The sequence below is a fragment of the Ignavibacteriota bacterium genome (assembly GCA_016713565.1).
GTDB lineage: Bacteria > Bacteroidota > Ignavibacteria > Ignavibacteriales > Melioribacteraceae.
In genome coordinates, this window is record JADJOX010000007.1 from 1248657 (window position 1) to 1262625 (window position 13969).

Consider the following 13969-nt stretch of genomic DNA (forward strand, 5'->3'; position numbering starts at 1 on the left):
ATTATCTTTTTCTTGTTTTATGTTCTTTTAAAACCGATTTTATCATTTTACCAAACTCTTTATCACGTTTTCTTTTTTCAACATAAGAGCGTTCATAATATTGAGATTCTTTTCTTAACTTCATAAAATTGCCGTATCTTTTTTCTGAAATTTGATTGTTTTTAACCGCTTCAAGAATAGCACAACCCTTTTCAACCGTATGTGTACAATCGGAAAATTGGCATTGTTCCATTAGACTTGTAATTTCATCAAAAGTTTTTTCTATTCCGTCATTCGCTGAAATATTTCCAAGCTCACGCATTCCAGGCGTATCAATTATCATTGCGCCATTTTCTAACATCACAAGCTGACGCGACGTTGTTGTGTGTTTTCCTTTGCTGTCGCTTTTCCTTACTTCATTTGTTTGAAATTTATCTTCGCCCAAAAGTTTGTTTATAAACGTCGTTTTTCCAACTCCCGAAGAACCGATGATGCAGTACGTTTTCTTTGGCTGAAATATTTGGCGTAAATTTTCTATATCATCATTAAAGCTGCTGAACGCGTATGTTAGAATTTCCGGATTATCATTCTTTACTTTATCTGAAATTTTTTCAACTTCATTTGAATTAAGCAAATCAGATTTACTTAAAAGTATAACGGGTTTTATATTAAATTCATTCACCATTATCAAATATCGTTCAAGCCGATTTGTATTAAAATCATTATCTAAAGATTGAATTATTATCGCAAAATCAACATTTGCCGCAATTAATTGAAATTCTATTTTCTTGCCCGGTGATTTTCTTGTTAGCAAGGTCTTTCGTTCCAAAACTTTGTGTATTATCGCAGTCGAATCCTCATCAAAATTTTGAAAATAAACAAAATCTCCTACCGTAGGAAAATCCAAACTGCTTTCTGCCGAAAACATAAGATTGCCTGTCACTTTTGCAAAATATTCTTTTGTTCCGTCGTTGATTATAAAGCTTTCTCTATTTACTGATATAACTCGAGCTAATTTAAATTCCGCATTTTTATATAAATTAAGTTCTTCCTCATTAATGCCAAGCGAGTAAATATTCATTACTGATTTCTCCAAAATTAATAGTTTTCTATTATGATAGTTATTTTTCTATCTAAGTTTTTCGATGTAATTTTATAAGCATTGTGCTTAATAAAATTAATTTTTAGGCAATCATAATTCGGTTTGTTTTCTTGGCTATTTGTTGATTTAAAAATATATTTTTACCAATTTTTATACAAGAATTTTTACAAATAAAGATTTGTAATTATTTGTACTTTTTTAATATTATTTTAAAATATGATAACGAGCTTTATAACATTTTTCGCAACTGGATTAATCTTTATACTTTTATCAATTCCATTGATAAAACGAAAAATTAAGATTAATAATTGGTATGGAATACGACTTCCCCAAACAATGGAAAATGAAGCTGTTTGGTATGAAGTAAATGAAAAAGCCGGAAGATACATGTTTTTATTTGGCTGTTTGCTTTCATCAGTAACTGTATTATTATATTTTTTTCCATTTATCGATGAAGTTTATACCATTTTTATTTTGCTGGCGTTGCTTATCGCCGGGTCCATTTTATTAATCGTTAAATCAATAAGTTACGCGAACAGAATTGAAATTCAATAAAACTGAATTACTTTACTAATAACATTTTCTTGGAAAATACTTTGCCTTCGTTTTGAATTCGATATATATAAGCGCCGGCCGCTAAATTTGAACCGTCAAAAATTATTTTATAAATTCCGTTTTCTTTAACTTCATCAACTAAAGTGAAAATTTTTTGTCCTAATAAATTGAAAACATCAATGGTAACATTTGATTCCCGTGGAATTGAAAAACTAATTATTGTAGTTGGGTTAAACGGATTAGGGTAATTTTGGTAAAGTGTTAATTCGTTTGGAATTTCGTTATTTGAAATATTTGTTGTAATTTTTTCCAAAACCGCCGCTACAATTTTAGTGTTGGTTCCACTTTTTGTGCTGCCCTGCATTCCGGCCAGGTAAAATGAAACATTGCCCGTTCCTTCGGCAGGTGCCGTCCATGTAAATTTAGCCGTATCAATATTGTTGGAACTTGCGTGAATTCCACTTTCTGTACCGTTAATAGAATACAATGATGAATTACTTTTTGCCGTAAATGTTCCTGCAACAACAGTTGAACTGCCTACTCGTGAAGAAAGATTAAAATTCGAAATTTTATTTCCGCTGCTGTATGTTACAACTATATCATAAGTTTTCTGCGGTTCATATTCCGTTGGTAAACCATTGATTATTATTGATCCCTTGCCGCTGCCGTGACATGAAGACGCGCAAGTTCCTTTACTTCCCGGCGCACCTGAATATCCGGTATATGATGGTTTTGCAAATAAAATACCGGAAGCTAATAATAATGTCAATATATATTTCATTTAATTTCCATTTAGGTCAGTTCATATTATTATTTTAATGTTATTGATATTATTTAATTAAAATAGTTCAAAAAAAAATGACTTTTATAATTATACTTTTTTAATCATTTTTAAGACAACATATCTTAACAAAAAGTTTAATTAAAAATAATATATATGACCAACTCTTACATTAAATTTATAAATTCTTTAAAATTTATTTTTTTTAAATTTTTGTCGGAGTTATATTGCCTAAGCTTTTGACTATTGCTGTTTTTTTATTCTTTTCTAATTTAATAATTCATTGCCAAAATAACTCATATACAATTAGCGGCTTTGTATATGACGCTACGAACGGTGAAACTTTAATTGGCGCCAATATTTTTGTAAAAGAAATAAATGCCGGTACCGCTTCAAACTCATACGGATTTTACTCACTTACAATTCCATCCGGAAAATATAATGTTGAGATTAGCTTTGTAGGATTTGAAAAACAAGTACTAAAGTTTGATTTGACTAATAACATTAAACAAAATGTTCAACTTAAAAGATCTGATTTTAATTTGGAAGAAGTTATTGTTTCAGATAAAAAAGCCGATGAAAATATTAAATCCACCAAAATGGGAACTACTGAAATCGCGCCAAGAGAAATAGAAAAAGTTCCCGTAATTTTCGGTGAAAAAGATATTTTAAAAACTATTCAACTTTTACCCGGAGTTTCATCTGCGGGAGAAGGAAACAGCGGATTTATTGTCCGCGGAGGTTCCGCTGATCAGAATTTAATTATTCTTGATGAAGCACCCGTTTATAACGCTTCACATTTAATGGGATTTTTTTCAGTCTTTAATTCAGACGCGATTAAAAGCGCAAAAATTATAAAAGGAATCGGCGGACCTGAATACGGCGGAAGATTAAGTTCCGTACTTGATATTTCAATGAAAGACGGAAGCTTGAAAAATTATTCGGCTTATGGTGGTATTGGATTAATTTCTTCAAGACTTACAGTTGAAGGGCCAATTAAAGAAAATACCGGTTCTTTTATATTTGCCGGAAGAAGAACTTACGCCGATCTGTTTTTTCCGCTCTTTGGTGATGATCAGCTGAAAAAATCCGCATTGTACTTTTATGATTTTAACGGGAAGATTAATTATATGCTTGGCGAATCTGATCGCATTTATCTTTCCGGTTACAATGGAAGAGATATATTTAGCTTTAACAATGAATTTGGTTTTGATTGGGGAAACACTACTGCTACATTAAGATGGAATCATATTTTTAATGAAAAATTATTTTCAAATTCTACTTTAATTTACAGTGATTATAATTATGATATTAACATTGAAGATAGCGATCAATCCACAACTGTAAGTTCCGGTATTAGAGATATAAATTTTCTGCAGGATTTTCAATACTATTTTAACTCAAAAAATACTTTCAAATTCGGATTGAACGCTATTTATCACACTTTTCTTCCCGGTGAAATTTCTGTAACCGGAAATACTAATTTTAATTCAAAAAAAATTGATGACAATTTTGCCTTAGAGTTTAATTTATATTTTGGACATGAATGGAGTTTTTCCGACGTATTAAAATTTAATTATGGAATTCGATATTCAACTTTCAATTTGATAGGCAGCGGAAAAGTATATTCTTTTAACGAAGACGGAAATTTATTAAATACTAAAATCTACAGTGACGGCGAATTGATAAAAACATATAATTTTTTGGAACCAAGATTTTCCGCAAATTATTTGTTGGATGAAACAAGTTCAATCAAATTAGGATACGCAAGAAACACACAAAATATTCACCTGCTTTCTACGGCTTCCACTTCCACTCCTTTGGATATTTGGCAGCCAAGCACTTCAATTATTAAACCTGAAGAATCAAATTTAATTTCGTTGGGATATTTTAAAAACTTCGATAATAACTCATATGAATCTTCAATTGAAATTTATTATAAAGATATGAAGAATTTGATTGAGTATAAAAACGGCGCCGATATTTTCCTAAATGAATTTATAGAATCTCAATTAGTCTTTGGTGAAGGATGGTCATATGGCGCTGAATTTTACATTGGAAAGAAAATCGGAAATTTTACCGGATGGTTAAGTTATACGTTATCGGCAACCGAAAGAAAATTTGATAAAATCAATAACGGAAAAAGTTTTCCGGCAAGGCAGGACAAGACACATGATATTGCTTTAGTTGGAATTTATAATTTAAATGAAAATTGGTCATTATCCGCAAATTGGGTTTATTATACAGGAATCGCTGCGACTTTTCCAAGCGGTAAATATCAAATTGACGGACAAACTATTAATCTCTACACTGAAAGAAATGGTTATAGAATGCCTGATTACCATCGTATGGATTTGGGCGCGACTTATTATTTCAACAGATCAAACGAAAAAGAAATGAGTTTGACATTTTCCGCTTATAATGTTTACGCAAGACAAAATGCATTTCGCATTACATTTAAAGAAGATGAAAATGACCCGAATAAAACTCAAGCCGTTAAATTAGCATTATTCTCAATTGTTCCATCAATAACATTTAATTTTAGATTTTAATATGAAAAAATATATTTCAATTTTAATGGCTGCCCTGTTAATAAGCTGCGAAGAAGTTATAGAACTCGATTTAAATTCAAGTGATCCGCAAGTTGTTATTGAAGCAAATCTTACAAATGATATTTCAAAAAATTTTGTTAAAATTACTGAATCTACGGATTTTTATAATCCGGGAAATTATATAAATATTTCCAATGCCGAAGTAAAAATTGTCGTTAATAACACAGAGGAATATATATTAAATGAAATTTCTCCCGGAAATTATTTTAACGAAAATCTTTTAGCCGTTCCGGAAAATGAATACCGGATTGTTGTTGATTACAGCGGTAAAAATTATGCAGCGGTTTCACAAGTTCCCAAACCAATTTTGATTGATAGCCTTTCATACAAACTGGAAACGAGACCGTTTAATAAAGATAAAAAATATCTCGAACTGCACGTACATTTTAAAGACAACCCGGATAGAAAGGATTTTATAAGATTTGTGATTTACAAAAACAGCGAAAAACTTGACGGGATTTTCCTTTACGATGACAGATTAACTAACGGAAATAATATTGATTTTTTCTTCTTTAATTTTAACGATGAAGAATTTAATTCAGGAGATAAAATTTTAGTGGAATTAAATACAATTGATCAAAAATCACATACATATTTTAAAACTTTAAGAAATGCCAGAGCAAATTCTCGAAGCGGACCTTTTGGGTCAGCCGCTCCAGCAAATCCGGAAACAAACTGGAATAACAACGCGTTCGGTTATTTTTCAGCATTTGCTTATTATTCCAAAGAGATTATACTTCAATAAATTTTGAAAATAATTCAATAAAAAGACATAAAACTCTTGCTTTTTATTGCCAATCTGTTTAATTATTACGTAGAAACAATTTCTTATTCTCCATTTTGAATAAATACTAAGTAGGAGATGAGACGATGAAAACATTAAAAAAACAAATCGTAAATCAATCAAGAAGTATTTCCGCAATAATACTTTCAATTTTGAGTTTTACTATTTTCAATTGTTCAAGTACAGCTGATTTAAGAGTTTCAGAATTTAAATTCAACTATAACGGTGAAAATTACCTATTAAGATCAGCTTATTGCCCAAAAAATCCGCGTTCCTGTAATCAAATTATAGGTCCAAATTTTATTGCATCCGACATGAATCAAGATAGGATAATTGATGAAGTTATAAACGGCAATATTGAAATCTCTAAAGCTCAAGCCATTTATGATTATTGTCTTGATGTTCTGGCAAAGCAGGGAAAAGTCAATGAAATTGATATGGGCAATAAAACTTTTAGTTTTAGCGAGGGAAACAGATCATATGAAATAAAGAGTTTTTCTTCGGTAAAAGGAAACAACTTTAATCAATTTTCCATTAAAGATAATTTTCACTCAGGTATCGGCGAGATCTCCGTATTTATTGATGATAATTCCGATGGAACGCTGGATGAGACATTAAAAGGTAAAGTTGCAATTTCTGAAGCTCAAAATAAATATTCAATGGCAATTGAAAAAGGATTATCTGCTCACAATTTATCTAAAGTTAACGGATATATTTTAACAAAATAGCATTATAATAATTTTCCTTTTGATTTTTGTAATTTTTCAATATATTAACGTTGTTAATAATTTTAACATGGATAATATATTGAACTATGACAACTGAAAACAAAAAAATTCAAGAAGAAAGAATGAAGGGATACTTCATTGATTCTACAAAAAAAATATTAAAAGGTGAAGGATTAAAGGCAGTAAATGTTAGAAATATTGCTCGTGAAGCCGGTTATTCATACGCTACTTTATATAATTATTTTAAAGATATAAAAGATCTTGTTTTTGAATGTATAAAAGATTTCCAATCGGAATGCCAGGAAATAGTTAATTCTGAAACGGAAAATAGCGCACGCGGAATTGAAAAAATTAAAATGGTTACAAGGTCTTATATCAAATACTTTATTCAGTACCCCGGAATATTTGAATTGTTTTATTTAGAAAAAACGGGAGATTTGGGTCATAAAAAACCTACTTTAACAATGATTTATAATTTTCTTGATGTGCTTTATGGAGATGAGTGGAATTACTGCGTTGAAAATAATATTTTCTCAAAAGAATCCATTGAAACTAAAAGTAATATATTGAAAAATTTTTCTGTCGGAATGCTCTTATTTTATTTAAACAGATACAGTCCGGCAGATTATTCCAAATTTATTGAGCTTTCAAATAAGCAAATTGATTACATTCTTTTATAATTACTTTTTAATCGATTTTGGGATGCATCTGATGAAAATCCGTTGCATCTTGAAATTTTTTAGCCACTGAAATAATTGTACCTTCATCAAATAATTTCCCAATAAAAGTAATGCTTGTTGGAGTTCCTTTTTCAGAAAATCCATTTGGGACAACCACACATGGATGTCCGCTTAAATTTGTGAGAAGCGAGCTGTTCCCTTCATCCGAAGGAGCTAAAAATAAATCAACGTTATTCATTAGTTCCGCCATTTTTTGAATCAATAAAAATCTTACTCTGTTCGCGTTAATATATTCAACAGCGGGAATAAACCTGGCAGATCTAAATTCATTCGGCCATGCGTTTTTAATTTGCCTGACTAATAAATCATCTCTATTCGATCTTGTTAATTCATCAAACGCCGCAGCTGCTTCCGCGGAAAGTATAAATGAAATGTTTTCTACCGGAATATCAGGCAATTCAATAGGAATTAATTTTGATCCTAATTTTCTCAATGTATCAAGAGTTAAAGAATCATTTTTATGAAAAGCATATTGTTGATCAAAATCACTTTTTAAATAACCAATTTTTAAGTCTTTCAAATTTACTTTATGATCATAATTAAATGGAAAGTTATAAATTGTTTGATCTATTCCGTCTGATCCATAAATTGCATTAAATACAATTGCTAAATCTTCCGTATTTCTGCAAATTGGACCAATTTTATCCATCGACCAGCATAAAGCCATTGCACCTGTTCTGCTTACTCTTCCATAAGTTGGGCGTAATCCCGAAACTCCGCAAACAGTTGAGGGAGAAACAATTGAACCATACGTTTCAGTACCAATCGCGAATGGTACAAGTCCTGCCGAAGTTGCGGAAGCTGAACCAGCCGATGAGCCGCTTGAGCCGGCTGTTATATCCCATGGATTTTTTGTTTTTCCGCCAAACCAAACATCTCCCCAAGCTAAAGCTCCCATAGATAATTTTGCGACGAGAACCGCTCCAGCATCTTCCAGTTTTTTTATTACAGTTGCGTCTTCATCAATAACTTGATCTTTATAAGGTGAGGCTCCCCATGTAGTTTTGTATCCTTTAACCGCTAAAAGATCTTTTGCCCCGTAAGGAATTCCATGAAGCAATCCTCGGTATCTTCCATCCGCAATTTCTTTGTCGGCAATAGCTGCTTGTTTTAACGCTAAATCTTCTGTTAAAGTAATTATACATTTTAATATCGGATCATACTTTTTCAATCTTGCGATATAAAATTTTGTCAATTCTGTTGAAGTGATTTTTTTTGTCTTTATTAGATATGCCAATTGACCAATGCTGTAAAAAGCCAAATCATCTATGTTTTTTGGCATTACAGTTTTTGAATAATCTTCTAATTTAATTTTTTCTTGCTTTGCATTATTTACATATCCCACCGGAATGGGATTAAATAAAATTGCCGGCGGAATGTTATTTGGTAAATCTATTTTGTGAATTACATCATAACTTTTTATATAAAATTTAAGATTGTCTTGTGCGGAATCTCTTTCAGCGTCGGTAAAATTAAGATCTATTAATTTTTCAGCACTTTCAATATTTAGCTTAAATAAATTAACTGAATCTATTTGAGAAAAAATATTTACTGATAATGAAAATGCCAAAATCAAACTTGTTAAAATATTTTTCATAGTCTTCTCATTTTTTTTATAAAATAAAAACGTAATTGTTTAATAAGAATTTTTACAATTCTAATAAAAATAATTAATCAGCATCTTCGCAAAAATTAAAATTTAGATGTAACTTTTATTTTTAATACTCAGTCTAAAACTAAAAGAAATTACTTAAACAAATTGAGATCTATTTTAGTTAGTATTTATCATTAAAGCTAATTGAAGTTTTAAAATATTACGGAGAATAAAATGTATTTGCCAATTATCTATTTAATAATTTGCATACTTATTAATTGCGCAGCGTTCATTTTAGGATTGGGTTTTTTAGGTCAGATATTAGTTCTTATTATGGGATTGAATGTTTTTATTCTTCAAAAATTTATTCACAGAGATTTATTAAAAAATCTTGGATTTAGAAAATGCGGTTTGGTTAGTCTGGGAAAAGGATTTCTGCTGCCAATTTCAATTTTAGGATTTATCTCAATTATCAATATTTTTTCTGGATTTGTAAAAATTCAATCGTTAAGTGAAATTAAAAATCCTTTTAATAGCGGATTACCAATTTCATCGTTAAATGATTTACTAATTTTTTTATTAATAAATTTTTCAATCTTATTTATACTTGAATTTTTTACAGAAGAATTATTATTCCGCGGTTATTTACTTAACAGATTGTCAATTCGCATGGGCGAAATGAAAGGAATATTCATCAGTTCAATCATTTTTGGACTATGGCATTTGCCAATTTCAATCTGGTTAATTGGGTTTGATCCAATCAGAACATCAATTTACATTTTAAACATGTTTTTGCTTGGGTCTGTTTTTTCATCATTATTTTTAGAATCAAGAAGTTTAATTCCGGTAGCTATCTTTCATGCTTTGTGGAACACACTTGAATATAATTTGTATGGATTTGCAAATCAAACCGGACTCTTAACCGGAACTAACAGAATATTATTTGATCCTGAAGAAGGAATAATTGGAACGGCTGTGTTACTAATTTGGGCTGTAGTTTTATTTTCAAAAAAATTGGAACTTAAAAAAGGGATAACCCAACATGCAACGTAAACTAAATTGAAAGCAAATTTATATAGGTTCTTCATGACTTAAGCAGTGAAGTGTTCCAAGTCCCCAAACTAGATCTACTGCATGAATTCCTATGACTTTTCTTTCCGGGAAAAATTCTTTAATAATATTTAACGCGATTCTATCATTTGGATCATTAAATGTCGGGACTAATACCGCGTAATTAGAAATATAAAAATTCGCATAACTTGCGGGCAATCTCATTCCTTCAAAAATAATTGGTGAAGGCATTGGAAGCCTAACCACATTGGGTTTTGAGCCATCTTGCAATTTTACATCTTCAAGAATTTCCAAATTTTCTTTTAGATGCTTGTAATTTTCATCGTTCACATTTTCTTCATTGCAAATAAGTAAAGTGTTTTCATTTACAAATCTGCAAAGATCATCTACATGACCGTGTGTATCATCTCCGGCAATTCCTTTATTCAACCAAATTATATTTTTAATTCCCAAGTATTTTTTGAAAACTTCTTCATAATCTTTTTTAGTAAAACCCGGATTTCTAGTTTGAATGTTTTCATCAAGCAAACATTCTTCTGTTGTTAGCAAAGTTCCGTTTCCATTTACATCAATTGCGCCGCCCTCTAAAACCACATTTTTATTTTTATAAATTGCGGTAGTAATTTCAATACCTAGTTGTTTAGATAAAATATTTGGAATTTTTTTATCTAATTTATGATTTGAATATTTTGCCCAGCCGTTAAATGTAAACTGAACGGCTTTTGTTTTATTTCCGGTTTTTATAAATGCGGGTGAAGAATCTCTCATCCAGCCGCGGTCAGTTTTTGAAATAATAAAATCAATTTTATTCGATATGATCTCGGCTCTTGATAAATAATTCATTACTTTTTCTTTTTGCTCATTTGACTGAACAATTATTCTTACTATTTCACCGCGCGATAAATATTTTACAATTTCTGTATAAACCCAATGAATCGGCATAAATTTTCCCGGCCAATCCTCTTTTTGATGAGGCCAGCAAATAATTGTTGATTTATGTTCTTCCCATTCAGCCGGATATCTTATATTATTGCTCATAAAATTATTCGTCCAAAAATCTTTTTGTAATTCCATCGTAAGCATCAATTCTTCTATCACGAAGGAAAGGCCAATTTCTTCTAATTGTTTCAATATGATTTAGATCTATTTCAGCGAGTAAAATTTCCTCTTTATCTACTGAAGCCTGTGCTATAAAAACGCCCTGCGGATCACAAATAAAGGATGAGCCCCAGAAAATAATTCCATCTTGTTCCTTCACAGTTTGTTCAAATCCAATTCTATTCACGGACGCAACATAAACACCGTTTGCAATTGCGTGCGAGCGTTGAATCGTTATCCAAGAATCTTGCTGTGCTTTGCCGTATCTATCTTTTTCGGATGGATGCCAGCCAATAGCTGTAGGATAAAATAGAACTTCTGCCCCTTTTAATGCTGTCAATCTTGCGCCTTCTGGAAACCATTGATCCCAGCAGATTAGTGTTCCGATTTTTCCATATTTTGTTTGAAAAGTTTTAAATCCCAAATCACCCGGAGTGAAATAATATTTTTCATAAAACGCGGGATCATCCGGGATATGCATTTTTCTGTAAACGCCAATAACCGTTCCATCATTATCAATTATAACATTGCTGTTATGATAAACTCCCGGTGCACGTTTTTCAAATATTGGAACAACGATCGAAACTTTATTTTTTTTTGCCGCTTTTTGAAAAGCTTTAACTGAAGGTCCGTCTATTGGTTCGGCTAAATTAAAAATTGAGGAATCTTCCTTTTGACAAAAATAATGTGAACGGTATAGTTCAGGCAGACAAATAACTTGTGCGCCTTTTTTTGCGGCTTTTTCAACCCAGCTAATAGTCTTTTTTGTATTATCTTCCAAATTGGCAGAAAATGCTAACTGTAAGAGTCCAATTGAATAATTTCCTTTTTTCATTTTACTCATATTAATACCAAATATTTTTTTGAGAAATATATAAAACTTTACAACTTATAAATAAATATTTTATAATGTTTTTAAATGATAAAAAAAATGGCAAAAACAGATTGCCATTTTAAAATATTGATATTAAGAATACCTTATACAAACAAAATTTCTGCTAATATAAAAATTGGTAAAAGAACAATAATGGAAAATTTAATCATATAACTGAAGAAATCAGGCATTTTAATGTTATTGTCTTCAGCAATTGCCTTTATCATAAAATTAGGACCGTTTCCAATATATGTCATGCTGCCAAATACAACCGCACCAAGGCAAATTGCTCTTAATAAAACTTCGGGTATTCCGGCAATTAAATTTCCTCCGGTTTCGCTTAAACCTAATGCAAGCGAGTGAAATGTTACGGCAGTAGGGGTATTATCCAAAAAACTGCTCAACAAACCGGTGAAATAATAAAATTGAGTACTAGAGGCAATTCCCAAAGATTTAGCGTTTGTTTCAAGATAAAGAAGCGCGGGCACCATAGTAATAAAAATTCCAAAAAATAAATATGCGACTTCTTCTATTGGTCCCCATGTAAAATTGTTAGATTCCCTAAGCAGTTTTGGTGTAAATAAAAGGGAAAGATATGCCATTATTAGAATGAACAATTCGCGTAAAAAACTGAAATAGTGGTTTGTTGATATAAAACTTAAATATTGTTCGTTTATAAAAGCAACTGCCAGTACTACGCCAATCAAAAATATAAAATTTCTTTTACCTTCAATTTTAATTGGCTTCAAAATACTTTTATCTCTGACAAGTGAGGATTCTGGTTCCTTCTTGTAGTAATAGCTGTCAACAAAAAAATAAATTAACAGTAATACTGAATTTATAAACATCCAAGGCAGTATTAATTTTGCAAACCAAACAAATGGAGTTCCTCTCAAATACATCATAAATAAAGGAGGATCACCTAGAGGAGTGAGCAAACCTCCGCAATTTGCAACAATTCCAATAAAGAAAAGAATAGTGTGAACTTTAAATTTCCTTTCACTATTGGTTTTAATCACAGGTCTAATTAAAAGCATTGCGGCACCCGTAGTACCCATAAAAGATGCCAAAACCGCTCCCAATCCCAAAAAGATTGTATTTGTAATTGGCTTAGCTTCCAAATCTCCCGACAGTAAAATTCCGCCGGTAATTGTAAAAAGTGCGCCGAGCAGAATTATAAACGGAACATAGTCAAAAACCATAGTGTGATATAATTCCATTCCAAATGAATTATAAAGCAGATAAAAAATGACCGGCAGACTTAAAATTATCGCTACAATAAGTTTATTTCTGTTCTTTTCCCAAAAATGGTTATAGGCTAAAGGTAATACGGCAATTGCAGCTAACATTAAAAGAAAAGGAATTATGCTAAATATGCTTATTTGACGAGTTAGTTCTTCCATATTAGACTCATATATCTTATTTACGAATGAAAATTACGTTTTTAATTTCACTAAAATATTTGGCAATAATTTTGTAAACATATAAAAAAAAGTAAATTTTACGATGAAAATTATTTTATAAAATAGTAAAAAATCCCTTGACGATTACTAAATTTTATTAAAAATATTTGAAAAATATAATTTCAAACTATTGCTTTTAAAATAAAATCAATCTAATGTTAAAAAGATTTTTTAAATTGTAATTAAAAACCTAAATAAAATAGAAAGGAAACCAATAATGGGAATATTATCATGGATAGTTTTCGGCTTAATTGCCGGTGCGGTCGCTAAATTTATAATGCCTGGTAAAGATCCGGGCGGAATGATTATTACTATTTTGATTGGAATTGCCGGAGCATTTATTGGCGGTTTTATTGGTTCATTTCTCGGAATGGGAGATGTTTCCGGTTTTGATTTTAGAAGTTTTGCAATTGCGGTTGTTGGTTCTATTATTTTACTTTTTATATATCGAAAATTCAAATCAAATTAATTTTTGTGAGAGTACGCTAATTTAAAAAGTGTACTCTCAAATTCTATTTCAATTTTCTACTCTAATTCAATTCTATTTTTCATCTCAATTATTTCTTCAGATTTCTAAAACAATTCTTA

At 30.7% G+C, this 13969-nt stretch carries 13 protein-coding genes; 7 read left to right on the forward strand and 6 right to left on the reverse strand.

Annotation, left to right across the window (positions count from 1 at the left end):
• Position 1: 1 nt before the first annotated feature.
• Positions 2-1060, reverse strand: coding sequence for a ribosome small subunit-dependent GTPase A (gene rsgA / locus IPK06_12855; protein ID MBK7980860.1), 1059 nt, complete (start codon positions 1058-1060; stop codon positions 2-4).
• Positions 1061-1297: 237 nt separating this feature from the next.
• On the opposite strand from rsgA, the gene IPK06_12860 reads away from it, so the two are divergent.
• Entirely contained in the window at positions 1298-1636 is a 339-nt protein-coding gene (locus tag IPK06_12860; GenBank protein ID MBK7980861.1) for an SdpI family protein, read from the forward strand.
• A gap of 7 nt (positions 1637-1643) precedes the next feature.
• Here the strand turns inward: IPK06_12860 and IPK06_12865 are convergent, their stop codons facing one another.
• Entirely contained in the window at positions 1644-2417 is a 774-nt protein-coding gene (locus tag IPK06_12865) for a T9SS type A sorting domain-containing protein (GenBank protein ID MBK7980862.1), read from the reverse strand.
• A gap of 224 nt (positions 2418-2641) precedes the next feature.
• Between IPK06_12865 and IPK06_12870 the strand changes: the two genes are divergently transcribed.
• From IPK06_12870 to IPK06_12885, 4 genes are all read left to right on the forward strand, one after another.
• Complete coding sequence (locus IPK06_12870; GenBank protein MBK7980863.1) at positions 2642-4969, forward strand: TonB-dependent receptor; 2328 nt, start codon at positions 2642-2644, stop codon at positions 4967-4969.
• Between the two features lies 1 nt (position 4970).
• Positions 4971-5774: a DUF4249 domain-containing protein gene (locus tag IPK06_12875; protein MBK7980864.1), complete on the forward strand. Its 804-nt coding sequence runs from the start codon at positions 4971-4973 to the stop codon at positions 5772-5774.
• A gap of 125 nt (positions 5775-5899) precedes the next feature.
• Positions 5900-6541 (forward strand): hypothetical protein, encoded by a 642-nt coding sequence (locus IPK06_12880; protein ID MBK7980865.1) that lies wholly within the window; start codon positions 5900-5902, stop codon positions 6539-6541.
• 86 nt (positions 6542-6627) lie between these two features.
• Positions 6628-7221: a TetR/AcrR family transcriptional regulator gene (locus IPK06_12885; protein ID MBK7980866.1), complete on the forward strand. Its 594-nt coding sequence runs from the start codon at positions 6628-6630 to the stop codon at positions 7219-7221.
• A 7-nt stretch (positions 7222-7228) separates the two neighbouring features.
• On the opposite strand, the gene IPK06_12890 is transcribed toward IPK06_12885, so the two are convergent.
• Positions 7229-8878, reverse strand: coding sequence for an amidase (locus IPK06_12890; GenBank protein ID MBK7980867.1), 1650 nt, complete (start codon positions 8876-8878; stop codon positions 7229-7231).
• A 231-nt stretch (positions 8879-9109) separates the two neighbouring features.
• Here IPK06_12890 and IPK06_12895 point away from each other — a divergent pair, with 231 nt between their 5' ends.
• Positions 9110-9928 carry a CPBP family intramembrane metalloprotease gene (locus IPK06_12895; protein MBK7980868.1) on the forward strand — a complete coding sequence of 273 codons (819 nt, stop codon included), beginning with the start codon at positions 9110-9112 and terminating at the stop codon, positions 9926-9928.
• A gap of 18 nt (positions 9929-9946) precedes the next feature.
• On the opposite strand, the gene IPK06_12900 is transcribed toward IPK06_12895, so the two are convergent.
• From IPK06_12900 to IPK06_12910, 3 genes are all read right to left on the reverse strand, one after another.
• Positions 9947-10984 (reverse strand): agmatine deiminase family protein, encoded by a 1038-nt coding sequence (locus IPK06_12900; GenBank protein ID MBK7980869.1) that lies wholly within the window; start codon positions 10982-10984, stop codon positions 9947-9949.
• Between the two features lie 4 nt (positions 10985-10988).
• Positions 10989-11879: a carbon-nitrogen hydrolase gene (locus tag IPK06_12905; GenBank protein ID MBK7980870.1), complete on the reverse strand. Its 891-nt coding sequence runs from the start codon at positions 11877-11879 to the stop codon at positions 10989-10991.
• 143 nt (positions 11880-12022) lie between these two features.
• Positions 12023-13321: a sodium:proton antiporter gene (locus IPK06_12910; protein MBK7980871.1), complete on the reverse strand. Its 1299-nt coding sequence runs from the start codon at positions 13319-13321 to the stop codon at positions 12023-12025.
• Positions 13322-13598: 277 nt separating this feature from the next.
• Here IPK06_12910 and IPK06_12915 point away from each other — a divergent pair, with 277 nt between their 5' ends.
• A complete protein-coding gene (locus tag IPK06_12915) occupies positions 13599-13850 on the forward strand; it encodes a GlsB/YeaQ/YmgE family stress response membrane protein (GenBank protein ID MBK7980872.1) in 252 nt (83 codons plus the stop codon).
• The last annotated feature ends 119 nt before the right edge of the window (positions 13851-13969 follow it).

Bases quoted from the DNA above. Each gene is read 5' to 3' on its own strand.
- rsgA (MBK7980860.1), bottom strand. From the start codon at position 1,060: ATGAATATTTACTCGCTTGGCATTAATGAGGAAGAACTTAATTTATAT.
- IPK06_12865 (MBK7980862.1), bottom strand. From the start codon at position 2,417: ATGAAATATATATTGACATTATTATTAGCTTCCGGTATTTTATTTGCA.
- IPK06_12885 (MBK7980866.1), top strand. From the start codon at position 6,628: ATGACAACTGAAAACAAAAAAATTCAAGAAGAAAGAATGAAGGGATAC.
- IPK06_12895 (MBK7980868.1), top strand. From the start codon at position 9,110: ATGTATTTGCCAATTATCTATTTAATAATTTGCATACTTATTAATTGC.
- IPK06_12890 (MBK7980867.1), bottom strand. From the start codon at position 8,878: ATGAAAAATATTTTAACAAGTTTGATTTTGGCATTTTCATTATCAGTA.
- IPK06_12905 (MBK7980870.1), bottom strand. From the start codon at position 11,879: ATGAAAAAAGGAAATTATTCAATTGGACTCTTACAGTTAGCATTTTCT.
- IPK06_12900 (MBK7980869.1), bottom strand. From the start codon at position 10,984: ATGAGCAATAATATAAGATATCCGGCTGAATGGGAAGAACATAAATCA.
- IPK06_12910 (MBK7980871.1), bottom strand. From the start codon at position 13,321: ATGGAAGAACTAACTCGTCAAATAAGCATATTTAGCATAATTCCTTTT.
- IPK06_12875 (MBK7980864.1), top strand. From the start codon at position 4,971: ATGAAAAAATATATTTCAATTTTAATGGCTGCCCTGTTAATAAGCTGC.
- IPK06_12915 (MBK7980872.1), top strand. From the start codon at position 13,599: ATGGGAATATTATCATGGATAGTTTTCGGCTTAATTGCCGGTGCGGTC.
- IPK06_12860 (MBK7980861.1), top strand. From the start codon at position 1,298: ATGATAACGAGCTTTATAACATTTTTCGCAACTGGATTAATCTTTATA.
- IPK06_12880 (MBK7980865.1), top strand. From the start codon at position 5,900: ATGAAAACATTAAAAAAACAAATCGTAAATCAATCAAGAAGTATTTCC.